Source organism: Actinoalloteichus hymeniacidonis (assembly GCF_014203365.1).
GTDB classification, from domain to species: Bacteria; Actinomycetota; Actinomycetes; order Mycobacteriales; family Pseudonocardiaceae; genus Actinoalloteichus_A; species Actinoalloteichus_A hymeniacidonis.
The window spans coordinates 2267476-2293243 of sequence record NZ_JACHIS010000001.1 but is presented as its reverse complement, the minus strand read 5'-3'; the positions used below and the strand labels follow the sequence as shown (position 1 = coordinate 2293243).

At 67.9% G+C, this 25768-nt stretch carries 19 protein-coding genes; 16 read left to right on the top strand and 3 right to left on the bottom strand.

Going from position 1 to position 25768, the window contains the following annotated elements:
* Positions 1-69 precede the first annotated feature (69 nt).
* The 12 genes from BKA25_RS10100 to BKA25_RS10055 all read left to right on the top strand — a co-directional run bounded on the left by BKA25_RS10100 (position 70) and on the right by BKA25_RS10055 (position 15511).
* Positions 70-1560 (top strand): serine/threonine-protein kinase, encoded by a 1491-nt coding sequence (locus BKA25_RS10100; RefSeq protein WP_069850348.1) that lies wholly within the window; start codon positions 70-72, stop codon positions 1558-1560.
* A 1646-nt stretch (positions 1561-3206) separates the two neighbouring features.
* Positions 3207-4517 (top strand): ATP-binding protein, encoded by a 1311-nt coding sequence (locus BKA25_RS10095; RefSeq protein WP_069853813.1) that lies wholly within the window; start codon positions 3207-3209, stop codon positions 4515-4517.
* On the top strand, positions 4514-4927 hold the full coding sequence (locus tag BKA25_RS10090) for a roadblock/LC7 domain-containing protein (RefSeq protein ID WP_069850350.1): 414 nt from the start codon (positions 4514-4516) through the stop codon (positions 4925-4927). The genes BKA25_RS10095 and BKA25_RS10090 overlap by 4 nt, the downstream gene beginning before the upstream one ends.
* The gene (locus BKA25_RS10085) at positions 4924-5277 is read left to right on the top strand and encodes a DUF742 domain-containing protein (RefSeq protein WP_069850352.1); all 354 of its coding nucleotides are present in this window, start codon (positions 4924-4926) and stop codon (positions 5275-5277) included. The genes BKA25_RS10090 and BKA25_RS10085 overlap by 4 nt, the downstream gene beginning before the upstream one ends.
* Complete coding sequence (locus tag BKA25_RS10080; protein WP_069850354.1) at positions 5255-5854, top strand: GTP-binding protein; 600 nt, start codon at positions 5255-5257, stop codon at positions 5852-5854. Before BKA25_RS10085 ends, BKA25_RS10080 begins: the two co-directional genes overlap by 23 nt.
* The gene (locus BKA25_RS27685) at positions 5851-7233 is read left to right on the top strand and encodes a cytochrome P450 (RefSeq protein ID WP_236750295.1); all 1383 of its coding nucleotides are present in this window, start codon (positions 5851-5853) and stop codon (positions 7231-7233) included. The genes BKA25_RS10080 and BKA25_RS27685 overlap by 4 nt, the downstream gene beginning before the upstream one ends.
* Positions 7218-8342: a cytochrome P450 family protein gene (locus tag BKA25_RS10075; protein ID WP_311734466.1), complete on the top strand. Its 1125-nt coding sequence runs from the start codon at positions 7218-7220 to the stop codon at positions 8340-8342. Before BKA25_RS27685 ends, BKA25_RS10075 begins: the two co-directional genes overlap by 16 nt.
* A 207-nt stretch (positions 8343-8549) precedes the next feature.
* Positions 8550-9947 carry a cytochrome P450 gene (locus BKA25_RS10070; RefSeq protein WP_221312333.1) on the top strand — a complete coding sequence of 466 codons (1398 nt, stop codon included), beginning with the start codon at positions 8550-8552 and terminating at the stop codon, positions 9945-9947.
* 305 nt (positions 9948-10252) lie between these two features.
* Complete coding sequence (locus tag BKA25_RS10065; protein WP_157421149.1) at positions 10253-11812, top strand: cytochrome P450; 1560 nt, start codon at positions 10253-10255, stop codon at positions 11810-11812.
* Positions 11813-11978: 166 nt separating this feature from the next.
* Positions 11979-13409, top strand: a complete 1431-nt coding sequence (locus BKA25_RS27680; protein WP_236750296.1) for a cytochrome P450 family protein — start codon at positions 11979-11981, stop codon at positions 13407-13409.
* Positions 13391-14512 carry a cytochrome P450 family protein gene (locus BKA25_RS10060; protein ID WP_236750980.1) on the top strand — a complete coding sequence of 374 codons (1122 nt, stop codon included), beginning with the start codon at positions 13391-13393 and terminating at the stop codon, positions 14510-14512. Before BKA25_RS27680 ends, BKA25_RS10060 begins: the two co-directional genes overlap by 19 nt.
* Before the next feature lie 201 nt (positions 14513-14713).
* A complete protein-coding gene (locus BKA25_RS10055) occupies positions 14714-15511 on the top strand; it encodes an alpha/beta fold hydrolase (protein WP_069850363.1) in 798 nt (265 codons plus the stop codon).
* 48 nt (positions 15512-15559) lie between these two features.
* Here the strand turns inward: BKA25_RS10055 and BKA25_RS10050 are convergent, their stop codons facing one another.
* Together BKA25_RS10050 and BKA25_RS10045 are read right to left on the bottom strand one after the other, a co-directional pair.
* Complete coding sequence (locus BKA25_RS10050) at positions 15560-16609, bottom strand: FecCD family ABC transporter permease (RefSeq protein ID WP_069853816.1); 1050 nt, start codon at positions 16607-16609, stop codon at positions 15560-15562.
* A gap of 80 nt (positions 16610-16689) precedes the next feature.
* Positions 16690-17724, bottom strand: coding sequence for a FecCD family ABC transporter permease (locus BKA25_RS10045; RefSeq protein ID WP_172803819.1), 1035 nt, complete (start codon positions 17722-17724; stop codon positions 16690-16692).
* Positions 17725-18029: 305 nt separating this feature from the next.
* On the opposite strand from BKA25_RS10045, the gene BKA25_RS10040 reads away from it, so the two are divergent.
* Complete coding sequence (locus BKA25_RS10040) at positions 18030-19037, top strand: ABC transporter substrate-binding protein (RefSeq protein ID WP_069850364.1); 1008 nt, start codon at positions 18030-18032, stop codon at positions 19035-19037.
* Positions 19038-19246: 209 nt separating this feature from the next.
* On the top strand, positions 19247-20569 hold the full coding sequence (locus tag BKA25_RS10035; protein ID WP_084643171.1) for a sialidase family protein: 1323 nt from the start codon (positions 19247-19249) through the stop codon (positions 20567-20569).
* A gap of 75 nt (positions 20570-20644) precedes the next feature.
* Here the strand turns inward: BKA25_RS10035 and BKA25_RS10030 are convergent, their stop codons facing one another.
* Complete coding sequence (locus tag BKA25_RS10030; protein ID WP_172803820.1) at positions 20645-21985, bottom strand: MFS transporter; 1341 nt, start codon at positions 21983-21985, stop codon at positions 20645-20647.
* A gap of 467 nt (positions 21986-22452) precedes the next feature.
* On the opposite strand from BKA25_RS10030, the gene BKA25_RS10025 reads away from it, so the two are divergent.
* Together BKA25_RS10025 and BKA25_RS10020 are read left to right on the top strand one after the other, a co-directional pair.
* Positions 22453-23256, top strand: a complete 804-nt coding sequence (locus BKA25_RS10025) for an HAD family hydrolase (protein ID WP_069850369.1) — start codon at positions 22453-22455, stop codon at positions 23254-23256.
* Positions 23253-25697, top strand: coding sequence for a glycoside hydrolase family 65 protein (locus tag BKA25_RS10020; protein ID WP_069850371.1), 2445 nt, complete (start codon positions 23253-23255; stop codon positions 25695-25697). Before BKA25_RS10025 ends, BKA25_RS10020 begins: the two co-directional genes overlap by 4 nt.
* The last annotated feature ends 71 nt before the right edge of the window (positions 25698-25768 follow it).

Here is a 25768-nt window from a genome sequence, read left to right as displayed (position 1 = left end):
CTCGAGTGTGAGTCGGCACACGGCGGGCGAGCGCGCTGCAGAGTCACGATGCGACCTACGGAGGAACGGGTGGATCAGGAAGGGCAGCTGGTCGCGGGACGCTACCGTCTGCTTGACCAAATCGGCAGTGGTGCGATGGGCGTCGTCTGGAAGGCACAGGACGAACGACTCGGGCGTGTCGTGGCGGTCAAGCAGCTTCTCCTCCAGCCCGGTCTCACTCCGGCGGCGGCGAACGAGGCCCGGGAACGGGCCTTCCGGGAGGGCCGGATCGCGGCCAGGTTGCAGCATCCCCATGCGACCTCGGTCTACGACGTCGTCGAGCACGACGAACAGCCGTGTCTGGTCATGGAGTACTTCGCTTCCCGAAGCCTCGCGGCGGTGCTGCATCAGGATGGTCCGCTCGACATCCGAGAGGCCGCCCGGATCGGCACCCAGGTGGCCTCGGCGCTGCACGCCGCGCACGTCGCCGGCGTGGTGCACCGCGATGTGAAGCCTGCCAACGTGCTGCTGGGCGAGGAGGGCATCGTCAAGATCGCCGACTTCGGGATCTCCCGGGCAGCGGGCGACGTGGCCGTGACGCAGACCGGGATGCTGGCGGGTACTCCCGCCTATCTGGCCCCGGAGGTCGCCAAGGGCAAGCCTTCGCTGCCCGCCTCCGACGTCTTCTCGCTGGGCTCCACGCTGTATGCCGCCGTCGAGGGCGGTCCGCCCTTCGGCACCAGCGACAACGGCTTGGCGATCCTGCACGCCGTCGCGGCGGGCGAGTTCACGCCGCCGGAACAGGCCGAGGAACTGACGCCGGTATTGCTGCGCATGTTGACGCTGGACCCCGAACAGCGGATGACCATGCCGGAGGTGCAACGGGTCCTGTCCGAGGTGGCCACCGGGGGCACCGCGACCGGCCTGACACCGTTGTACGACGAGGACGACCTCGACGAGGATCCGACCGTGTTGGCGCCCGGGGCGGCGGCCACCACGCGCGCGGCTCGTCCGCAGACGACCACCATCGCGGCGAGACCCGCAGGCGCGATGCCCACCGCGACGGCAGCTCGTGCCCGCCCCGCACCCGCACCTGCCCCGCAGGCGTTCTGGCGGCGGCCCGCCGTGCTCGCGGGCGTCAGCGTGTTGGGCGTGGCACTGGTCGCGGTCGTCATCACCGCGCTGCTCAACGGCAATCAACCGCCGGACAGCCAGCAGACTCCTGCTGATCAGCCCGCGTCCGAGCAGGATCGGGGACCGACGCCGACCGAGGCGGCGACCACGACGGACGAGGTTCCAGATCCCGGTTATCAGCAGGATCACGGGAATCAGCCCGTTCCGCCGCCGAACCACGGCGGGCCCGGTGCTACCGGACAACCCGAACCAGAGCCAAGCGATACCGCGTCGACCACCGAGGACGAGGGCGAGACCGAGACGAGTACGTCCTCGGCGGAGACCGAACCGTCAGTGCCAACGGACATCGAGGACCCGCCGGAGACCGACCCCACCGGGGACGACCCGCCGCCGGACGAGGACGACGACCAGGTGGAGGACCCGCCCACCGGCGGCATGAGCGGCTGACCACACCAGTACCTCCAGACCGCCGACGGTGCCCTTCCACGGGCACCGTCGGCGGTGGCATCGGTTGGGGAACCTCGTCTCCGAAGCCGCATCGCCTCGGCCGGCCACTACGGCCGGAAGGTCTGCGTGTCAAGGGTGGGAATCCGCGTCCCACAAGCCGGGCCAACCACTTCGCGGGATCCGGCATGCTTGTTACGGGCCGCTGAACAAGGGTTCGCCTCGGCTCGGATAGTCATCTCGATCGGCACCCATATCCGCGATACCGACATTCGATGTCGGCGGGCCGGTAGCCATAGTCGACGGAAATGCCGAACGTGCCCGACGGCAATGGGGACGCCCCATTCGAATGGGGATCCAAGAGGCCTTAGCCCGGATTCCTCACATCGATATCACAGGCTTGGCTGACGATGCACACCGACCCCGGTGGCGGCACTCCACGGATTCTCGGAACACGGCGGACCGTCTTCGCCCCGCAGCCAGTGCTCCCCGGTCTATGCGGGAATTCCCCATCGGCATCGATCAAGCGGCACCGATTCGACGACGCTCGGTGACCGGAGATTGCGTGACCAGAATGTCTCACCGCTGAGAAACCCACCCAAGGACCGTTCGCAACATCCGAAGTCGCACGGCCATCCGACGTCCGCCATTCGGCGCAACCCCGCTAGCCTCCCCGGACCAGCTCGGCCGAATGGGTGAGGGGCAATTGTCACGCAGTGCAATGTTATCCGGAAGTCCGCCCGACTAGGTTTGCCTTGATTACCGATCAGACGAAGATCAAAGGACGGCGGCGGCCGACTCGCCGATTCGAGGTCGGCCCACCGAACTGCCGGGACGCGCGCCACACGCTCCCTCATCGCTGGTCAGCGCGGTGTTCGCCTAAGTCGATCAACGCCGGGTCCGCTGACAGAGGGCATGCCGCATAGGCATCCCCGGATATCTATGGCAGTATCAAACCCACTCGATTACGGCGGCTGTTTGCAGCGCAGTGACACCGACGTTATCGCTCACTGATAGCCACGCCGCGACCTCGGTAACCAGCGCGGGAAGGAGAATCGAAAATCGACGACCGCTCCCGCGACCTGGCGGCGCAGGACCTCCGTCGACCTGCTATCACCCGCCTCGCCGAACGCGCGTGTACTGCGACCGTGATACGCCCGGGATCCTCGTCCGACGCTGGCAATCAATTGCGCCGGATCGCCTCGATGTCGACTCCCGCGACGGCCGACACCCGTTTCACCGGATCCGACGGGACGCGTCGCACCGGGTTCGCCCACCGTCTCGACGAGATGTATGTGTTCGAATACTCGGATTATAGGATCGGCCTCGAACACTTCAGTGGACCGATGTTCTCGGTAGCCTCTCCGCGACGTCAGGGCGACCTGTCGACGCACCGCACTGTGAGACACGTAACAATCCCCGAGGGATACCCCGGGGCATTGACACCAATGTGCAGCTGTGTAGGGTCCAGAGGAGCTGATCATGAAACTGGAGAAGACCAGCAGGAACTCGCGGATGCCACCGGCATGACGCAGGGAGGCGCACGAATCCCGTAAGCCGTCATCTGTCAGAGCGCAATCGTGCAGCCGGCCGAACGCGGCAGCACGATGACGCTGTCCGTCCCCATCCGCCCCGTTCACGAGGATCTCATGGAACAACAAGTGCTGTTGACCATCGCGTTTTGGTGTTTAGCCGTCGGCGCCCTCGCCCTGGTGATACTGCTGGTCCGCCAGCGTCAGATCTCCACCCTGCTTCGTGCGCGCAACACCGCCCTGCAGAACGATCTGCGTGCCCGCGATGAAGAAGCGCAGCATCTAGTCTCGGCGCGACTCCCCGCTCTGGTGGATGCGCTCAGCCACATGGCCGCCGAGGTTCCCGGTCCGCTGCACCCGCAACTGTCGAACACCGCCTACGGCCAGAATCTGCAGCTCGTCGTCGGGCTGGTGACCGAGTCCGTCGAGAAGTCGATCAATCGTGTCGAGCAATCGGCCCGGACGACGTTGAAGTCCATGATGCGCACCGTCCAGAGCCTGGCCAATGAACAGCAGCTGGCCATCTCCACGATGCAGGACCGGCACGACGACCCCGACGTCCTCGAGGACCTGCTCCGCATCGACCACGCGAACTCGCAGCTGGGCCGTCGAGTCCAGGCCACCGCGGTGCTGTGTGGCTCCTGGCCCGGCCAGCAGCGTTCCGCCTCCTCACTCACCGACATCGTCCGAGGCGCGACCTCCCGTATTCGGGACTACCGCCGGGTCGAGGTGCACGCACAGGTCGAGAACGCCGTGATCAGCCGGGCCGTCGAGCCGGTCGTCCTGACCCTGGCCGAGCTGCTGGACAACGCGGCACGGCACTCGCAGCCCAACACCTCGGTCGAGGTCAACTTCCGACACGCCCACAACGGCACCGCGATCGTGATCGACGATGCGGGCGTCGGGATGAACGCGGAAGAGGTCCGACGGGCCGCAGGTCTGCTCGCCGCGCGCGAGGTCGCCGACATCAACCGGCTCGGCGACCCGCCGCAGATCGGCTTCGCCGTGATCGGTGTCCTTGCCGCGCGCTACAACTTCACCGTCTCGGTGGACACCACCTCGCCCTACGGCGGGGTACGCGCGGTGGTCTTCCTCCCGACGCCGTTGCTGACCCGGATCGCGCCCCCCGTCCCGACCCGTGCGGAGACCCCAGCAGTGTCCACGCCCGCCGCACCACCACCCGCGAAGGCGCCGGCACTCGAGACACCCCAGCACACCCCCGCATCCACGGCGGGTGGACTGCCCAAGCGCCGCAGGCACACCCCCCGCACGGATCGGTCTCCCTCGTCGGAGCAGACCCTGCCGCCTTCGGCACCTTCGGCACGTCCCGCAGGTGAGACCGCCGCCGGGATGGGCGCGTGGCAACGCGGCACCCGGTCCGGCCGCATCATCGATTCGTCTGACAGTGAAGGGAACACCCAGGCATGACCGACCCTGTGAACAACAAGCTGGGCTGGATGCTCGACGATGCGCTGAGAGTCCCCGAGACCCGTCACGCGATCCTGCTCTCGGCCGACGGGCTGCTGATGGCCCACTCCGAACGCATCAGCCGTGACGACGCGGAGCGGCACGCGGCGGGCATGTCCGGCCTGCAGGCCCTGGCCCGGAGCACGGCCGAGTTCTGCGGCGATCCGACCACCCCGTGGCAGCAGACGGTGAACGAGTTCGAGAGCGGCTACGTCTTCCTCGTGGCGGCGGGCGAACGCGCCTACCTCGCGGTGTCGGCCACCGAGAAGGTCGACATGGAGACCGTCTCCTTCCGACTTCAGGAATTGGTCCAGCGGCTGGGCAAGGAACTGACGAGCCCGCAGCGGTCCGATTCAGGAAGCCCAGTGTGAACCCGCCCCGCAACGAGCGGGCGTTGGTCCGGCCGCACGTCGTCACGGGCGGCCGGGCACACCCGACTCGGAACACATTCGGCCTGATCACCTTGGTGAGCGCCGCACGTGACCAGCTCGGCGGCCTGAGTCCGGAGAAGCGCAGACTCATGGAGCTGTGCCGAGGCGGTTCACTGTCGGTCGCCGAGATCGCGGGCCACCTGCAACTCCCGGTCAGCGTCACGAAGGTCCTGCTCAGCGATCTCGTGGACAGCGGCCACATCCAGACCACCGCGCCCCTCCCGACGACCGAACTGCCCAGCATGAAGCTCCTGCAGGAGGTGCTTGATGGACTCCGCGCTCGCCTCTGACCGCGTCTATCTGCGGGAGACCGTGCGCACTGCGGTCAAATTGCTCATCGTCGGTCATTTCGCGGTGGGCAAGACCACCTTCGTCGGCACGTTATCCGAGATCCGTCCACTGCGGACCGAGGAGACGATGACACAGGCGGGCGCGCTCGTCGACGATCTCGCCGGAGTCCAGCAGAAGAAGACCACCACGGTCGCGATGGACTTCGGTCGACTGACTCTCAACGAACGGCTGGTGCTGTATCTATTCGGCGCTCCCGGCCAGCAACGCTTCACCCCCATGTGGGAAGACCTCGCCTCGGGTGCGCTCGGCGCACTCGTCCTGGTCGACACCCGACGGCTCGAACACTCCTTCGAGGTCATGGGCCTGTTGGAGGAACAGGGACTGCGCTACGCGGTCGCCGTCAACCACTTCGACAACGCCACCTCCTACTCGGAGGAAGAGCTGCGCGAAGCACTCGATCTACTCCCGGCGACTCCGCTGGTCATGTGCGATGCCCGCGATCCGGCGTCGTCGACCCGAGCGCTGATCACCCTCGTCGAATATCTGCTCGCAAGTACCGATCAGGAGCAAGCGTGACCGCACCGAAGCCCACCGAACTGCAGCCGCCGCCCGGCTGTCCCGCCCACGCCGGGGGCGTCCCCCTCTACGGGGAGGAATTCGCGGCGAACCCCACACGCACCTATGACGAGCTGCGCAAGTACGGAGCGGTGGCACCGGTCGAGTTGTCACCGGGACTCACCGCCTCGCTGGTCACCAGCTACGGGCCCGCCCTCGAGGTACTGCGGGACTCCGAGACCTTCCCCAAGGACGGCAGGACCTGGCAGGCCACCGCGCCGCAGGACAGCCCCATCCTCGGCATGCTGATGTACCGGCCGAACGTCTACCACGCCGACGGCGCGCCGCACGCCAGGCTGCGCGTGACGATCACCGACAGCTTCGAGCGGGTGGACGCCAACGTCCTGCGTCGACACATCGAGCAGAGCGCCGACCGGCTCATCGACCAGTTCGCGGGCGAGGGCAGGGCCGACCTGCTCAACGACTACGCCAAGACGCTGCCGTTGATGGTCCTCCAGCTCCTGATGGGCTTCCCCAAGGACAAGGGCGACCAGATGATGGCCGCGATGTCCCGGGTCTTCGACGGCATCGAGCCGGAGAAGTCCAACATGGAGCTCGCAGGCCTGCTCGTGGAGCTCATCGCCATGAAGCGCGCCGAGCCCGGTCAGGACCTGACCTCCTGGATGCTGCTGCACAACGCCCAGCTCACCGACGACGAGATGATCCACCAGTTGGTCATCCTGCTCGGCGCAGGAGTGGAGCCGACCCAGAACTGGATCGCCAACGCACTGCGGCTGCTGTTGTCCGACGACCGATTCGCCGGTGACCTCGCCGGGGGCAGCATGCCCGTGGAGGACGCCCTGGTCGAGGTGCTGTGGACGGATCCGCCGTTCTCGAACTTCTGCATGACCTATCCCACCCGCGACGTCGAGGTCGCAGGAACCGTCCTGCCCAAGGACAAGCCGGTGCTGATCGGACTGGCCGCCGCGAACACCGATCCGGAGCTGGCCTCGGAGGGGCGGGCGGGTAACCGTGCGCACCTCGCCTTCGGCGGCGGCGCTCACGTCTGCCCCACCCAGTCGCAGGCCCGACTCATCGCCTCGGTCGCCATCGAGAAGCTGTTGGACCGGTTGCCCGACCTCGAACTCGCGGTCGCAGCCGATCAGCTTTCCTGGCGGCCCGGCCCACTCCACCGCGCGCTGACCGCGCTGCCTGTTCGCTTTCCCCCGGTACCCGTCCAGATCGGCGAGACCATTGGAGACAGCACATGGAAAGACAGGCCGGTTCCTTCGTCATCGACCCCACCGGAACCGACATCCAGTCCGAAGCAGGCAAGCTCCGGGCGGCGGGCGCGCCCACGCTGGTTGAACTCCCTGGTGGGGTGGTGGCGTGGGCAGTAGCCGACCACGACCAGATCCGTCGGGTCACGATGGATCGTCGGGTCTCCCGCGACACCAGGAATCATTCCAAGGCCTGGGCTGACGGCGAGATCACCCCGGACTGGCACCTGTTCACCTTCGTCGCCGTGCAGAACATGATCAACGCCTACGGTGCCGATCACAGCAGGTTACGGTCACTGATCTCCAAGGGCTTCACTCCTCGGCGGGTCGCGCAGTTGCAGCCCGCCATCGAGGAGCTGGTCGATGGCCTGATGGACAACATCGCCGAGGCGGGCCGGGACGGCAAGACGGTCGACCTCCGCCAGGAGCTCGCCTATCCGCTGCCGATCGCCGTCATCAGTACTCTCTGCGGCGCGCCGGAGGACTGGCGGCCGGAGCTGCACCGGATCGTGGACGGGATCTTCAACACCACGCTGGGCCCGGAGGAATCCAAGGCCAACGCGGCGGATCTGTACACGCTGCTGAACAACCTCGTCGAGTTGAAGCGCACCACTCCCGGTGACGACCTCACCAGTGTGCTGCTCTCCGCGCACGAGGAGGACGGCACCCGGCTGGACGGGGCGGAACTGGTCGACACGCTGCTGCTGATCCTGGGCGCGGGCCACGAGACCACCACCAACCTGTTGGACCAGGCCATGACGGCGATGCTGACCCATCCGGATCAGCTCGCCGAGGTCCGCGCGGGCACCATTAGCTGGGACGACGTCATCGAGGAGACGTTGCGCTGGAACGCTCCGATCGCGAGCCTCCCGTTGCGTTACGCCACGGAGGACATCGAGGTCGAGGGGGTCAAGATCGGCAAGGGCGAGGCGATCCTGACCTTCTTCGCCGCAGCCGGTCGGGACCCGGCGCACTACGGCGACGAAGCGGATCGCTTCGATGCGCGGCGCGCTGTGAAGGACCACCTCTCCTTCGGACACGGGGTGCACTACTGCCTCGGTGCGCCCCTGGCCCGGCTGGAGGCCCGGATCGCGCTGCCCGCGTTGTTCAACAGGTATCCCGACCTCGCACTGGCTGTCCGGCCCGATGAGCTTCGACCGGTGCAGTCCTTCGTCTCCAACGGTCACCTCGGACTCCCCGCCACGCTCGGTGCGGCGGCCACGGTCTGATTCGACCCGCACTTGGAGGTTCGTGCGCGAGCTCGCGCACGACGAGACACACCGATCCGCTTCAGCGGATCGGCTCCACCAACGCCGGGGCCCGATATGGGCCTCGGCGTGGACCCGACGGGGCGCCCACCGCGATCCGGTGGGCGCGTCCTGTTCCGGTCACGGTCCCTCGTCGAACGCCTCAAGCACCGCACCGGGAGCATCGAAGTGACTCCAGTGGAACCCAGCGAGCCCGAACGGGGATCGCCCTCGGCCTGTCCGGTCACCGGTGGCAGAACCCCGCTCTACGGCCCGGGATTCGCCGCCGACCCCAGCTCGGTCTATGCGTCATTACGCCAGTACGGCCCGATCGCGCCGGTCGAGTTGGCGCCTCAGGTGCCTGCGTGGCTGGTCACCGGGTACAGCACCGCGCTCGAGATCCTGCGCGATCCGGAGACCTTCCATAAGGATTCCCGGGCCTGGATGGCGGCAGCACCGCCGGGCACGCCGCTACCGGGCATGATGACCTATCGTCCGAACTGTCTGTACAGCGGTGGTGCGGAGCACGTCCGACTGCGCGGCACGGTGACCGACAGTCTCAACCGGGTCGACCCGAATGTGCTGCGAGAGCATGTCGAGCGGCACGCGGACGAACTCATCGACGCTTTCGCGTCGCGCGGCTCCGCCGATCTGCTCGACGAGTACGCCAAGGTGTTGCCGCTGCTGGTCTTCAAGGTGCTCTTCGGTTGCCCGCCCGAGCTGGGCGACCGGATGGTCCTGACGATGAGCAAGATCTTCGACGGCATCGACACCGAGCAGACCAACGCCGACATCGTGAACTGCATGTTGGAGTTGATCGCTCTCAAACGTTCCGAGCCCCAGGCCGATATCACCTCGTGGTTGCTCGCCCACACCGCCGAACTCAACGACGAGGAGATGATCCATCAACTGGTGGTGTTGATGGGCGCGGGCGTCGAGCCGACGCAGAACTGGATCGCCAACGGGTTACGGCTGTTGCTCTCGGACGACCGCTTCGCCGGCGAGCTGTCCGGTGGAGCAGTGCCCGTGGACGATGCGTTGGTCGAAGTGCTCTGGTCGGACCCGCCGATGTCGAACTTCGCCATCACCTATCCGGTGGAGCCGGTGGAGAAGGCCGGGGTGCGCCTGCGACCGGAGGTTCCGGTGGTCATCAGCCTCGCCGCAGCCAACGCCGACCCGGCCCTGGCCTCTCACCAACGCACCGGTAACCGGGCACATCTGGCCTGGAGCGCGGGTCCGCATCTCTGCCCGGCCCAGGCACAGGCCCGGCTGATCGCCTCGGTGGCCATCGAGAAGCTCCTCGATCGGCTGCCCGACATCGAACTGGCGGTCGCCGATCACGAGCTGACCTGGCGACCCGGTCCGTTCCATCGGGCGCTCACCGCGCTGCCCGTGCGCTTCCCACCGGTGTCGGTGGGCGTCGCGGCGGCAGGCACGAATCCGCCGGTGAGCGGCTTCGCTGCTCCGACGCTGTCGCGGCTGCCCGCCGCCACCTCGGAGTACGTCCCGAGCCAGGTCGAACAGACCGAGCAGCCACCTCGTCGGGGCCGATGGAGCTTCTTGACGCGGTGGTGGCGCGGCACCTGATCGGCGCCGCACCCCTGGCTGGAGAGTGGACGATCTCCACTCGCACGATCCACGATCTCGTCTCCACAAGGACCCGGACGGACGGATTCCTCGCGGCACAGCGACTGATCCGGCGCCTGTCCCGCCGTTCGCGGTGGAGGTTGGCACGACAGGAGGTTCGTCTCACCCGATCCAGCCTGACCTGGCCGGATGCCCGACCGAACGCGCCGCCGTGGGAGCGGTAACAACAGCGTTCGCGGTCGGGGAACCGCAGACGGCACGTCAGGTCCGACGTTCTGTCATCCGACATCGCTGTAGGAGTACGTGTGACCACCACCGACCCGGCGGGACAGGCATTACCGCCCACGGCGAATCCTGGTTCGCCGACCGGGTGCCCCGTCCACGCGGGCACGTCCTCACGTTCCGAGAGCTCCACCATCCCCCGCCCGCCGGATCGCGCCGGGCGCCCGATGTCCCGAGCGACCGACTCCGGGGCGACGCCGTTCCCGCCCGCCCCGCCGACGGCCGCAGCACCTGCGCATGCGCCGACACCGCTGTACTCGCAGCGGTTCGCCGCCGATCCGGCCACGGTATACCGCGAACTGCGCGACCAGGGTCCGACCGCCCTCGTGGAGCTCAGTCCCGGGGTGCCCGCGACGCTGGTCACCGGTTACGAGGCGGCGCTGGCCGTGTTGCGCGATCCGGAGTCCTTCCCGAGGGACCCCCGGCGGTGGCAGCAGACCGTTCCGTCGGACTGCCCGGTACTGCCGATGTTGATGTATCGACACAGCGCGGTGTTCAACGACGGCGCGGAGCACGAACGGTTGCGCGCCACCATCACCGACGGTCTTAGTCGGATCGAGCCCACCACGTTGCGCGAGTACGTCGAACGCAGTGCGGACACCCTGCTCGACGACATCGCCGAGCGGGGCGAGGCCGATCTCCTCGCCGAGTACGCCAGGCTGCTGCCGATCCTGGTGTTCAACCAGCTGCTGAACTGCCCGCCACAGCTGAGCGGTCAACTGGTCCGCAGTCTCGCGTCGATGTTCGAGGGCGGGCCCGATGCGGCCCAGGCCAACAACGAATTGGGCCACTGCACTCTCGAACTGATCGCGCTGCGCAAAGAGAATCCCGGTTCGGATCTGCTGTCCTGGCTGATCGCCCACCCGGCGCAGCTCACCACCGAGGAACTGGCACATCAGATTCCGTTGCTGTTGGCGGCAGGCATCGAGCCGGTGCAGAACCTCATCGCGAACGTCCTGCGGTTGCTGCTCTCCGATGATCGCTTCGCGGGTGATCTCTCCAACGGAAGCCTGCCGGTGGAGGACGCGCTGGTGGAGATCCTCTGGACCGACCCGCCGATGGCCAACTATGCGGCCTCGCATCCCACTCGGGACGTCGAGTTGCCCGATGGCACGGTGATTCCGGCCGGTCGACCGGTGTTGATCAGCTTCGCCGCCGCCAACACCGACCCGACCACCTCCATCGAACACGGCGTCGGTAACCGGGCGCACCTGGCCTGGAGCGCGGGGCCACATGCCTGCCCCGGCCAGTCACCGGCCCGGATCATCGCCTCGCTGGCGATCGAGAAGGTGCTCGACCGACTTCCGGACCTGGAGCTGGTCGTCCCGGCGGAGGACCTCACCTGGCGTCCCGGCCCGTTCCATCGGGCGCTGACCGCACTGCCGGTTCGATTCCCGCCGGTGGTCGAGCAGCCCGAGGCGCCGGATGCGGGTCGGGGTGACGGCAGCCCATGGCGGCGCACCTCGGTCCCCACACCCGCCGGCCCCGGAATGGCGCCTGCGGGCACCAGAGAACCGTGGCTGAGTGATTCGAACGCGCCACGCTGGTTGAACTCTCTCCGGCGCTGGTGGCGCGGTCAATAACCGCTCGGCCTGCACACCGATGACCTGACCCGTACGACTGCCGCAGCGGGGATTACTCCGACTGCACTGTCCACTTAGGACGGATGCGCAGTCCACTTAGGACAGATGGTCGAAGGATCCGTCCCCGCGACGGTCCTTGTACCTCCATGACCTGTGAGGAGCTTGCGTGACCTCCCAAGACCATTCCCGACCACTCGCCGCAGGCGGGCCCGGACTTCCACCGCCGGGTTGCCCGGCGCACGGGGCCGCCGAGCAATTGATCTCGATGTACGGTCCGGAGTTCGCCGAGGATCCGGCAGCGGTGTACGCGCGGATGCGGGCGCAGGGCCCCGTATCGGCGGTCGAGATCGCGCCCGGTGTTCCGGCGACCCTGGTCACCGGCTACACCACCGCGCTGGAAGTGCTGCGGGACCAGAAGAATTTCCCGAAGAACGCGCGGCCATGGCAGCAGACCATCCCGGCGGACAGCCCGGTGCTGCCGATGATGATGTACCGGCCGAACTGTCTGCACACCGATGGGGACGTGCACAGCCGCCTGCGGGGCGCGCTCAACGACGGGCTCAGCCGCATCGACATCGGAACGCTGCGGCACTACATCGAGCGCGGCGCCCAGACGCTGCTCGACGAGATCGCCCCGGCGGGCGAGGCGGATCTGCTCAGTCAGTACGGCAAGCTGCTGCCGATCCTGGTCTTCGATCAGATTCTGAAGTGTCCGCCGCACCTGAGCGAGCGGATGACCAAGAGCTTCGCGACGATCTTCGACGGAGTCGATGCCAAGGGCACCGAGCAGGCCAACGAGGACGTCTTCCTCTGCGCGCTCGAGCTGGTCGCGCTGCGCCGGGAACGACCGGGGCCGGACCTGGTGTCTTGGCTGATCGCCCATCCTGCGGAGCTGAGCACCGACGAGATCGTGCACACGATCCTGTTGTTGGTGGCCGCCGGGGTGGAGCCGGTGCAGAACCTGATCGCGAACACGCTGCGGTTGTTGCTCTCCGACGACCGGTTCGCGGACGGGCTCGCAGGCGGCAGCGTCCAGATCGCGGATGCGCTCGCCGAGATCCTCTGGACGGATCCGCCCATGGCGAACTACTCGCCGACCCACCCGCCGAACCCGGTCACGCTGTCGGGTGGCGTCCAGATTCCCGGTGGCAGGCCGGTGCTGATCAGCCTTGCCGCCGCCAATACCGATCCGGCGCTGTCGGCGGCCCGCGCGGCGGGCAACCGAGCACACCTCGCCTTCAGCGCCGGACCACATGTGTGCCCCGCTCAAGCGCAGGCGATCACCATCGCCTCGGTCGCCATCGAGGCGCTACTCGATCGGCTGCCGGAGCTGGAGTTGGCCGTCCCCGTCGAGCAACTGACGTGGCGGCAGGGGCCGTTCCACCGGGCGCTCACCGCGTTGCCCGTCCGCTTTCCCGTAGTCCAACCGTCCGTCCCGATCGACGTACCCACCGGAGGCAGCAGATGGAACACCAGCCAGTCCCCTTCGTCATCGACCCCACCGGCAGCGACATCCAGGCCGAGGCAGAACAGCTCCGCGCCCGGGGAGTCGCCACGCTGGTGGAGCTCCCTGGTCCGGTGGTGGCGTGGGCAGTGACCAGCCACAGCGCGATGCGGACCCTGCTGTCCGACCCTCGCGTGTCCAAGGACGCCCACCAGCACTGGCCCGAGTACGCCGAGGGCGCCGTCGTGCTGGACTCGATCCTGGCGACCTGGGTCGGTCGGCGGAACATGTTCGGCGCCTACGGCGATGAGCACAAGCGGCTGCGCTCGTTGGTGTCCAAGGCGTTCACGCCGCGACGGATCAACTCGCTGAAGCCGTGGATCGAGAAGATCACCGCCGGGCTCATCAGCGATCTCGCCGCCGGGCCGCAGACGACGCCCGCGGATCTGCGGGAGGGCTTCTGCTACCCGTTACCGATCGAGGTGATCTGTGCGTTGTTCGGGGTCCCGGAGGAGACCAGGCCCGAGCTGCGTCGGGTGATCGACGGCGTCTTCAACACCTCGTTGAAGCCGGAGGAGGCGATGGCCATCGCCGAGGACCTCTACAAGCTGATGTACGGATTCGTCGCTTACAAGCAGGCCAATCCGGGCGACGACCTCACCAGCGCCCTGATCGCGGCGCGTGAGGAGGACGGCTCGCGGCTGAACGAGGCAGAGCTGGTCGACACCCTCAACCTGGTGCTGGCCGCCGGGCATGAGACCACGGTCAATCTGTTGGACCAGGCGATCACCGCGCTGCTCACCCACCCGGAGCAGCTGGCGATGGTGCGCTCCGGCGAGCGCTCCTGGGACGACGTGATCGAGGAGACGCTGCGCTGGAACGCACCGGTGGCGAACCTGCCGCTGCGTTTCGCGGTGGAGGACATCGAGCTCGGCGACATCGTCATCCGCAAGGGCGACCGCATCCTGGCGCCGTATGCGGCCACCGGCCGCGACCCGGAGCACCACGGCGAGACGGCCGACCGCTTCGACATCACCCGCGAGGTCAAGGATCACCTGGCGTTCGGGCACGGCGTGCACTACTGCCTGGGTGCGCCGCTGGCGCGGATGGAGGTGCAGCTCGCGCTGCCCGCCCTGTTCGACCGGTTCCCCGAGCTGTCGTTGGCGGTGCCTGCTGCGGAACTCGTTCCGGTGGCCTCCTTCATCTCCAACGGTCACCGCGAGCTGCCGGTGATCCTCAAGCCAAGCACGGCGTGAGAGGGCCGTCGGGCTCGGTGGAGCGGGTTCGGCGCTGATCCATCGGTGATCGTTGTGCGTGCGATCGCCGCGTGAAACGTGGGCTGTCTTGAGGTCGGGCCGCCTCGGTGTTCGCCGAGGCGGCCCGCCGCGCGTTCATCGGCGCCGCCGTCGAGATTCGGGGTTGACCTTGACACCGATGTCACTGTTTAGCCTGGCTCGATGCCGAACACGACCACGAACAACCCCGGGATCGGAGTAACACGCCTCGGTGTCGGACCGCCGCTGGCGCTGGCGCATGGTGCGGGCGGCAGTGTGCAGGCCAACTTCTCCGAGCTGATCGCGGAGTCGAGCGGCAGCCGAACGCTCATCGGCGTGGACTATCCCGGTTCCGGGGCGGTACCCCGGCCTGCTACGGATCTGACTCTCCCCGCGCTGGCCGACCAGCTGGTGGCGGCCGCGATCTCGGCGGGTTTCGAACGGTTTCCGATCGTCGGTGTGAGTCTGGGGTCGGCGGTGGCCCTCACTGCGGCGGCACGCCACCCGGATCGGATCACCGCGCTGGCCCTGACCGTGGGTTTCCTGACGGCCGACGCGCAGCTACGCCAGTTCGCCGCGTTGTATCAGTCACTTGCCGCCAGCGGCGAGGACCAGGCTCTCGCCCGCATGCTGCTGCTGACCTGTTCCTCGCCCACGACCTTGGCCACGTTGGCTTCCGGCGGTGATGACGACGCGGTCGCGGCCATCGTCGACGGCTCGCCCGCCGACAGCGCCGCGCAACTGGGCCTTGCCTGCCGAACCGATGCGCGTGCGGCGGCCGCGACCATCACGGTGCCCACCGCCGTGTTCGTCAGCGGCCAAGATCGGGTGGTCCTTCCCGTCTCCACGCGGCGGCTCGCGGGCGCGATCCAAGAGGCCACCCTGATCGAGTACCCCGACGCCGGGCACATCTTCTCCGCCGCCGAGGAACGTGTCTGGGCCGGGCACGTCCGCGAGTTCCTGGCAGACCATGGCCGATAGGCCGGCTTCGCCGGGGAACTCACCCGGCCGATATGGCGCGATCTCGGATCAGCGCTGCTCACGACGCCGGGTCTTGATGAACAGATAGATCAGGTAGGGCGCCCCGAGCACGGCGGTGAGCACCCCGACGGGCAGATAGGACAGTCCCGGCGTGATCCGCACGACCACATCGGCGCTCACGGTCAGCAATGCACCGACGACCATCGATGCGAACAGCGGCGGCTGGGCCGTCCCGCCGAGTCGCATCGCGATCTGCGGCGTGGCCAGCGCGACGAAGGCGATGGGGCCCGAGGTGGCGGCGGCCACGGCGGCCAGGGCTGCGGCCAGCAACAGCAGCGTGCCCCTGGCCGCGCCCACCCGGATACCCAGGGCCCGCGAGGTGTCGTCGCCGAACTGGAGGCCACCGAGGACCCTGGAACACAACAGGGTCGCCGGTACCAGCACGGCGAGGGCCAGTGCCAGCGGGCCGACGCCGTCCCATCCCGCGTTGGCCAGGCTGCCGACCAGCCAGGTGGTGGCCTGTCCGGCGTTGTCGACGTCGCCGACGGTCAACAGCCAGTAGATGATGTTGCTGCCGATCGCGGACAGGCCGATGCCCACCAGCACCATGCGATAGCCGTCGATGCCCTGCCGCCACGACAGCAGGTACAGCAGGAAGCCCGCGACGAGCCCGCCGATGAGCCCGGCCAACGGCACGCCGAGGGACGCCACCCCGCCGAGCGCGCCGCCCGTGGCGCCGAAGGCGATGACCGCGACCGCACCGACGCCCGCCCCCGAGGTGATACCCAGGATGTCGGGGCTGGCCAGCGGATTGCGGGCCAGGGATTGAAAGAGTGCACCGGACAGGCCCAAGGCCGCACCCACCAGGATTCCGGTCAGGGTCCTGGGCATCCGGAGGGTGAAGATGATGCCGTTCTCCCGGCGATCCCCGCCGCCTGCGAGCGTGCGCAGCACATCGATCACCTCGATGTGCGAGGTACCTCGACCGATGTTCACCGCCGCGACCAACACCAGCAGCACCAGGCCGACCACCGAGACGGTGATCAATCGGGGCCGCAGCCGCAGTGAAACCGGGCCGAGCCGCAGCGCCCGCACGATCGGGCCCGGCGAGGCGTCCGCCGCCGTCGACCGGGTGGCGGTGTCGGCAGGACGGTCGTGCAGGCGTGGTTCGTTGACGGTCACAGGCGGATCAGTCCCTTGCGGCGAACGAGCCAGATGAAGACGGGCGCACCCAGCACGGCGAGCATGATGCCCACCTCGAAGCTGTCCGAGGACACGACGCGGCAGAGCACGTCCGCGGCCAGGAGCAGGGTCGCGCCGGTCAACGCGGAGACCGGCACGATCCACCGATAGTCCGGGCCGGTGATGAAGCGAGCCAGATGCGGCACGATCAAGCCCAGGAAGGCGATCGGGCCGCAGGCCGCGACGACGGCGCCGGTGAGCAACGTGATCGCGAGGACTCCGACGATCCGGGTGCGACGGATGTTCTGGCCGAGCGAGCGGGCCATGTCATCCCCCAGCGCGAGGATGTTCAGTCCACGTGCATTGGCCAATGCCAGGACGATGCCCACCAGTAGAAATGGTGCGACCTGGCCGGAGACGGAGTACTCGCGGGCGGCGATGGAGCCGACCTGCCAGAAGCGGTAGACCTCCATCCCGGCGCGGTTGGCCAACACCACGGCGGAGACCAGTCCACTGAGTAGCGCGGTGACGGCCGCGCCCGCCATGGCCAGCGTCACCGGCGAGGCACCACCGCCGATCGAGCCGAGGGCGAACACGACCACGCTGGCGATCAGGGCTCCCGCGAAACCGAACCAGATGAACCCCTCGAGATCGCGAATGCCGAACAACACCACCGCGACCACGGTGGCGAAGGCCGCTCCCTGGGTGACACCGAGAATGCCGGGGTCGGCCAGCGGATTGCGGGTGTGGCCCTGCATCAACGCACCTGCGGCGCCAAGGCCTGCGCCCGCCAACAGGCCGAGCACGGTGCGTGGTAATCGCAGTGCGCGGACGATGTCGTCGGACTCGGTGCCGCTCGGGTCGACCAGCGCGGCCCACACCTGGTCGAGCGGGATGGTGCGGGAGCCGATGGCGACGCTGGCCGCGACGACGAACAGGAGCGCGATGCCGAGCAGGGTGATTCCCACTCGTCTGCGGCGCGCACCGGCGTCCGAAATGCCGCCTCGGACGGTATTGGGCGCCGTGATCACCCGATCTCCTCACGAGATTGGCCGGATCGTGTGATCGAGCCGGTTGTCGGATCCGTTCCGGGTCGCCATCGCCCACGAGGACGGAAGCCGCCGCCCGGCGGTCGGACCCACCGTGGTCCGACCGGTTCGGTGTTGCGCTCCACGTCGCCCCCATCCGCAACGAGGATCACCGCCGATCCCCGAGATTAGCCGTCCGGTCTCGGCTCGCCGTGCAGGCATCGAGGAGTTTCGGCGCCGTGATCGGACCGTACCCCGCACCTCGTACCATGTTTAAGGCAAGGCTAACCGAACAAAGGATCTGTGAGATGTCGAGTGCCGTGCGTCGTCGTTCCCGAGGGGCTGCCATCGCCCTCCCGCTCGCGGCCTGCCTGTTGGTCAGCGCTTGCGGCGGCGGCGAGGAACCCGAGGGGGCGCAACAGGAGCCCGGCGCCGACGGATTCCCTCGCACGGTCACGCACGCGATGGGTGAGACCACGGTCGAGGCCGCGCCGGAACGGGTCGTGGCCCTGGACACCAGCTACATCGACGCCGCGATGGCATTAGACCTCGATGTGGTGGCCCGGATCGACTACCACACCGAGGGCGGCGAACTGCCCTCCTACCTGGACGAATCGGAACGCGCCAACGCCGAGAGCGCCGAGGTCATCGGGGACATCACCGCCCCCGACATCGAGGCGCTGTGGGACATCGAGTCCGACCTGATCGTCTCGGCGCAGGTGCGGCACGAGGAGATCTACCCGGAGCTCAGCGAGGTCGCGCCCACGGTGTTCAGCCAGACCACCGGCGCCACCTGGAAGGACAACATCCGGTTGCTCGCCGAGGCGGTCGGGCGCGAGGAACTCGCCGAGGAACGGATCACTGCCTACGAGGAGCGCGCCGAGAGCATCGGGACGGCGATCCGCGAGAAGCTGGGCAACGATGCCACCGTCACGATGGCGCGCTTCGTCGAGGGCGAGCCCACCGTTCGGCTCTACACCAGCGCTTCCTTCCCCGGCATCGTCTTGGCGGACGCCGGCCTGGCCCGGCCAGAAGGCCAGCCGGACTCCGAGGACGACATCATGGTGAATCTCAGCCAGGAGGACATCACCGACCTCGACGCCGATCACATCTTCCTGTCCGCGTACTCCGACCCCACTCAGGAGGCGGAGGACCCGCGTGAGCAGTTCGAGTCCAACCCGCTCTGGGATCGGTTGGAAGCCGACATCACCTCCGTGGACGACACCGTGTGGGTGACCTCGGTCAGCCTGCAGGGCGCCGAGCAGATGCTGGACGAGCTGGCGGACGCATTCGAGGTCGAGGGCGCCCGCTCCTGATCCTGCCGATATCGACCGGCCCAAGGTGGATTGCGAGGCTGTCGGGGGCCTCGCAACCCATCCCGTGCTGCCGCACGGTTGCCTGCGCGACCCCGCTCGGCCCCGTGAGTGAACGGGGATTGAACGAGACCGGCGGAATCCTCGTTCCCGAGGATTCATCGAATAGATTCCCTTCGCTGGAAGGAAGATCGGCCGCGAGGGAGACATCTGTGGCACGGGCACTTCAGTTCAGAATGGGAATGCGATTACGGCGGGGCCTGGCCCTGGTGGCAACGAGTCTGGTGGCGGCGGCGGTCGTGGCCTCACCCGCCTCCGCAGCCACCGATCGGCCTGCCGAGAGCCCGCCGGGCTCGGTGGTGGCCGAGGCCGAGACGGCAATGGCCGCCACGCCGTCGCACAGCGAACGCATCATCTTCGACGGCGGCGGGGACGATGTGCTCAACGGACTCCGCTATCACTCGTTCCGGATCCCCGCCCTGATCCGCACCAATCGCGACACCTTGATCGCCTTCGCGGAGGGGCGGGCCGCTGACAACCGGGATTTCGGCAATATCAATCTGCTCTACAAGCGATCCACCGACAATGGCGCCTCGTGGTCGAGCCTGCGGGAGGTCGTCGGGCGGGGCCAGGGCACCTGGGGCAATCCGACGCCCGTGGTGGGCCGGTCCAACGGCAAGATCTGGCTGTTCATGAACTTCCAACCCGAGGGCAGCGGCACGGTGAATTCCTGGGACGACCGTCAGGTCTGGCTCTCCTCCAGCACCGATGACGGCGTGAGCTGGTCGGAACCGGTGAACATGTCCGACACCCTCAAGCCGAGGACGCTCGCCGACGGCCGCAGCTGGAACTGGGATGCGGTGGGCCCCGGAGTCGGCATCCAGACCACGGTGCGCAATCCGGGCAGGCTGGTGATCCTCGCGCAGCACCGCAACATCTACAGCGACGATCACGGCGAGACCTGGCGGGTTCAGGTTCTGCGGACCCCGGCGGGTGCCGCGATGGAGGAGACCGGGGAGTCCACCATCCTCGAACTCGCCGACGGCAGTCTCTATCGCAACGATCGCCCGACCACTCCCACCGCCGAGCGCGGCAAACGACGCTGGGTGTCACGGGGTTCGATCGAATCGGGATTCTCCCCGTTCGCCCCGGCGAGCTGCCTGCTCGATCCGGTCAACGAGGCATCCACGATGCGGTACAACGCCGATGCGCCCGCCCGGCTGGCCTTCGTCAACTCGGCCAGCACGGTGACCAGGACCAAGATGCGAATCCGGATGAGCGAGGACGAGGGACGGACCTGGAGCTACAGCAGGCCCTTCTCCGACGCCCCGCTGCCGGGTGAGGGCGGCAACTACCGCGAGGGCGGCTATTCGAGCATCGCCAAGACCGCCGACTATCACGTCGGTGCGCTGATCGAGGTGAACGAGAACGTCTCGAGCAACTCGACCTCGCACCGGTCGATCGCGTTCCGGAAGGTCAACCTGCCCTGGATCCAGGGCGGGGTGCGAGAACCGAATTGTTCCGGCGGGCTGTGACGCACCGGCGATAGGCACGACTACCGGGGATCACCAGGGTGGCGGCGCGGCGAGGTGCCGCCACCTGTCGCCTGCTCACCGACGGTGCACCCGCTCGGAGCCGCCGAGCCGCGCCGAGGTCGCGCTGCAGAATCGACGCGGTCGCCGTTCGGAGCCACCCGAAGCATGGTCGCGTTCGGCCGTGTTCTCGGTCAGGCGTCCGCGCAACGGCACGCACCACGGAATCACCAACAACACGGCGGCTCCCGCCACGAACGGCATCAGCACGCCGAAGGTCTCCGACAGGAGACCCCCGATGATGGCACCGAATCCGGTCGCGGCCAGCACCCCGAGCCGATACACGCTGTTGATCCGGCCCGCCAACTCGATCGGAGCCGCCTCCTGCCGGACCGAGGTCGACATGATCACCCAGATCAGGAAGGCGGTGTTACCGATCACGATGGTGGCGAAGACGACCGACAGGCTGCGTGTCGAGGCCTCCACCAGATAGATCACCCCGAGTACCACCGGCAGTGCCCGGAACAGGCCGCGTCGACGCAGCCCGCCGCTCAGCCGCAGAGCGATCGCGCTGCCGACCAGCGCCCCGATCGCCTCGCCGATCAAGAGCATCCCGTAGCCGATCGGGCCCAATGCCAGGTGCCGGGTGGCGAAGAGGACGAAGATCCCGGTCACCATGCCGACGGCGAACGCGACGATGACACCCAGCAGGCTCAGCGAGCGCAACAGCGGATGGCGCCGGGTGTACCCGAGACCGGCCCTGATGTCGGCGAGGACCCCGGTGGCGGGGCCGGTGGCGGGACGGCCGATCTCATCGGCCTGGCGCTCGGCTCGAATCCAGTGGATCAGCACGCCCGAGACCGCGAAGGTCACCGCGTTGACGAAGAACGGCAGGCTGATGTTCCAGGAGAACAACACCCCGCCGAGCGCGGGTCCGGCGAAGGAGAAGCCCAGGGTCAGCGCGGCGGTGAGCACGCCGTTGGCCTGGACAAGGGCGGGCGCAGGCACCAGCTGAGGTAGCAGCGCCTGCGCCGAGCTGTCGTGGAAGGTCTGGCTGGCGCCCAGCGCCATCACCACCGCCAGGAGCAGCCACCAGTTGTTCAGCCCGCCTGCGGTGATCACGGCGAAGGCCAGGATCGTCACCGCTCGGACCACGTCGGCCAGGATCATCAGTCTGCGTCGGTGCAGCCGGTCGGCCGCGGCACCCGCGAGCAGGATGAACATCACCGGTGGCAGCGTCATCGCGACCCGGATGCCGGACACGGTGCGGTCGTCGGCGGCGAGATCCGCGGCGAGCAGTTGAATAGCGGGCAGGTACATTCCAGACCCGATCGCGGATACGCCGGTCGAGACGACGAGAAGAATGAAACTCCGGTCTCGCCAGAAGGCCGTGGTCGGGCAGGCATGAATAGTCGTCACGAGTTCCCCATTCTGACGGATCGAGCCACAAAGTTGATCTTGGGGCGGAAGATAACACATGTTGATCAAGCTTCTACCTGGGATACCTGCAGCAAGATGATGAGAAGTGCCACTCGAGACGAGACGGTGGACACCCACTTCGACGCCCGCCGCTAATTGCGAGCGGGCACTGTATCGAAAAAGGTGGCCGCAGGATTCGAAAACTATTTCCGAGCAAATTTCCGCCAGAAAACCGCACCGATGTCGCAGCACACCCGAAAGGCGGAGCCGGCCGGAGAAACATCCGAGCCCCTTGCCGGGGCCGAGCCCGCCGGCGCGCCATCGCGAACCCGACGCGGACCGGGTCACCTACCCGGGCTGCCGCAGCCGCTGCGGAATACCCGTCCGGGATACGGGCACCCCTTCGGCGGTAACGAGGATCCGGTTCCCGCGCCAGGGCGCCGACACCACAGGGCGGGAGTCCCACCATGCCGAGCATCGACACGACACAGGTGGACGCGGTGTTGTTCGACCTGGACGGCGTCGTCACCGACACCGCCCGGGTGCACGCCATCGCGTGGAGACAGCTGTTCGACGACTTCCTACTGGCCCGCCCCGACGTCGCGGGCGAGGACCACCGACCGTTCGACCGGCAGGACTACCTGCGAGAAGTGGACGGTAAGAGCCGAATCGCCGGAGCCAGAGACTTCCTGCGCTCGCGAGGCATCCGACTCGACGAGGGTGCCGAGGACACCGACGAACGGTCCCCGGACGATCCGGAGACCGTCCGAAGTCTCGCCGCCAGAAAGGACGCCTACTTCCGCACCGCACTGGCGGACGGGGTGCGGGTCTTCCCCGACGCGCGGCGATTGCTCTGGACCCTGCGGGAGAACGGGATCCGAACGGCGATCGTCTCCGCCAGCCGCAACTGCGCCACCGTCCTGTCGGTCGCAGGCATCGCCGATCAGTTCGACACCCGGGTCGACGGTGTGCTCGCCGAGGAACGCGGCCTGCGGAGCAAGCCGCAGCCCGACGTGTTCCGGGTCGCGGCGGAATCGCTGGGTGTCTCCCCCGCCAGAGCAGTCGTCATCGAGGACGCCGAGGCAGGCGTCACCTCGGGCAGGCGGGGCGGATTCACCCTCGTCGTCGGGGTGGCCAGGGCGGAGGGCGCCGATGCCGCACTGCGCAGAGCGGGGGCCGACCTCGTGCTGCGCGACCTCGACGAGCTCACCGTCGCAACGCCCACCCCGGTCGAGGCTGCGGGACCGGTCCGAGACGAGCGACTCGCATGACCGCCTGGGAGCTGTCGTTCGAGGGCTTCGACCCCGACGACGAGGGTCGCCGCGAGGCACTCTGTGTGGTCGGCAACGGCTATTTCGCCACACGGGGCGCGGCCCCCGAGTCGGTCGCCGACGGCGTGCACTACCCCGGAACCTACGTCGCGGGGTGCTACAACCGGCTGACCAGCCGCGTCGCCGATCACGATATCGAGGACGAGTCGCTGGTCAACATGCCGAACTGGTTGCTGCTGACCTTCCGCATCGACGACGGTCCCTGGTTCACGCTGGACTCGGTGGAACTGTTGTCCGCCGACCAGGAACTGGACATCGAACGCGGAATCCTGCTGCGCAGACTGCGTTTCCGCGACGCGCAACGCCGGACCACCAGATTGGTGCAGCGACGGTTCGTACACCTGGGCTCACCGCATCTGGCCGGGTTGGAGACCACCCTCGTCCCGGAGGACTGGTCCGGCCGGATCACCTTCCGCAGCGGCATCGATGGCCGGGTCACCAACACCGGGGTGGCGCGTTACCGGGCCCTGGACGGTCGGCATCTGGTCGAGCAGGGCACGCGGGAGATCACGCCGACCACCGTCCTACTGCACGCTCGTACCAGCCAATCGGGCATCGTCGTCGCCGAGGCCTGCCGCTCCGAGATATGGCTGGACACCGCCAAGGCGCAGCCGCGACGCACCCTGGTGCGCGAGGAGAATCTGGTCGCCCACGACCTCGAGGTCACGGTGCGCCAGGGCCAACGGGTTCGACTGGAGAAGATCGTCGCGCTGCATACCTCGCGGGATCTGGCATCCACCGAGCCGATCGCCGAGGCTGAGGCGAGCACCCGTGAGGCGGCGGGTTTCGAGGACCTGCTGGCCACCCACGCCCTGGCCTGGACCCAGGTGTGGGCTCGGTACCGCTGCGGACTGTCCACCGATGTGCGGGCCAGACGAGCGGTCAACCTGAACCTGTTGCACCTGTTGCAGACCGTCTCCACGCACACGGCGGACCTCGACGTGGGCATCCCCGCCCGTGGCCTGCACGGCGAGGCGTATCGGGGACACATCTTCTGGGACGAGCTGTTCGTGCTGCCCACCATCACCCTGCGCACGCCGCATCTGACCCGGTCACTGCTGCTGTACCGCTACCGGCGGCTCCCCCAGGCCCGGGCCGCCGCCCGACGGGAGGGCTTCGCCGGGGCGATGTATCCGTGGCAGAGCGGCAGCAACGGGCGCGAGGAGAGCCAGCGGATTCATCTCAATCCGGAGTCCGGCCGCTGGCTACCGGACAACACCCATCTGCAGCGGCACATCGGCATCGCGATCGCCTACAACGTGTGGCACTACTACCAGGCCACCGGCGACGAGGAGTTCCTCGGCTCCTACGGGGCGGAGATGATCCTGGAGATCACCCGCTTCTTCGCGTCGCTGGCGACCTACGACCACGGTCGGGATCGCTACGTCATCCACGGCGTGGTCGGCCCGGACGAGTACCACACGGCCTACCCCGACACCGACCGTGCGGGCATCGACAACCATGCCTACACCAACATCATGACCGCCTGGTTGTGCCGTGTGGCGGCGGATGCCGTGCGCTCGCTGCCCGCCGATCGACGCAGTGAGCTGATCGAGCAGTTGCGGCTGGACCATCGCGAGTTCGACCGGTGGCGTCGCATGACCAGGAAGCTGTTCGTGCCCTTCCACGATGACGGCGTGATCAGCCAGTACGAGGGTTACAACCACCTCGCCGAACTGGATTGGGACGACTATCGACGGCGGTATCCCGACATCCGGCGCCTCGATCGCATCCTGGAGGCCGAGGGACGTGATCCCAACGAGTTCCAGGCCTCCAAGCAGGCCGACGTCCTGATGCTCTTCTATCTGCTCTCGGCCGAGGAACTGCGCGCGGTGCTGCACGATCTCGGGTACGAGTTCTCCGGCGAGCAGATCCCGAAGAACATCGACTACTATCTCCACCGCACCTCGCACGGCTCCACACTCAGCGCCGTGGTCCATGCCTGGGTACTGGCCAGGGGCCACCGGGCCAGGGCCGTCGAGTTCTTCGACCGGGCGCTGGTCGCCGACCTGGACTCCCGGGATGGCACCACGAGGGAGGGCATCCACCTCGCGGGCATGGTCGGCGGGGTGGATCTGCTCCAACGCTGTTTCGCCGGTATCGAGGTCCGAGGGGGCGCGCTGCGCTTCGACCCGCACTGGCCCACCGAACTCGGTGTGCTGGAGCTCTCGATCCGGTACCACGCACAGCCGGTGCTGGTCCGGGTCAGCGGTCGCACGGTGACGGTACGAACGGCGCCGGGCCCGCAACGGCCCCCGATCCGCTGTGTATGCGGTTCGCAGAGCGTACTGCTGGGGCCGGGCGAGACGGCGCACTTCGCCACGGACCGACCGGCAGAACAACAGCAGACCCCGCCTGCCGCGCCTGCGGACGAGCTGTGAACAGCGCGTCCGAAGCAAAGCGAACGTGAATTGATTCGCGAGAATAGTTGACCGCGCTGAGCAGCCCGGTT

Bases quoted from the DNA above. Each gene is read 5' to 3' on its own strand.
- BKA25_RS10095 (WP_069853813.1), top strand. From the start codon at position 3,207: ATGGAACAACAAGTGCTGTTGACCATCGCGTTTTGGTGTTTAGCCGTC.
- BKA25_RS10090 (WP_069850350.1), top strand. From the start codon at position 4,514: ATGACCGACCCTGTGAACAACAAGCTGGGCTGGATGCTCGACGATGCG.
- BKA25_RS10080 (WP_069850354.1), top strand. From the start codon at position 5,255: ATGGACTCCGCGCTCGCCTCTGACCGCGTCTATCTGCGGGAGACCGTG.
- BKA25_RS10055 (WP_069850363.1), top strand. From the start codon at position 14,714: ATGCCGAACACGACCACGAACAACCCCGGGATCGGAGTAACACGCCTC.
- BKA25_RS10040 (WP_069850364.1), top strand. From the start codon at position 18,030: ATGTCGAGTGCCGTGCGTCGTCGTTCCCGAGGGGCTGCCATCGCCCTC.
- BKA25_RS10025 (WP_069850369.1), top strand. From the start codon at position 22,453: ATGCCGAGCATCGACACGACACAGGTGGACGCGGTGTTGTTCGACCTG.
- BKA25_RS10020 (WP_069850371.1), top strand. From the start codon at position 23,253: ATGACCGCCTGGGAGCTGTCGTTCGAGGGCTTCGACCCCGACGACGAG.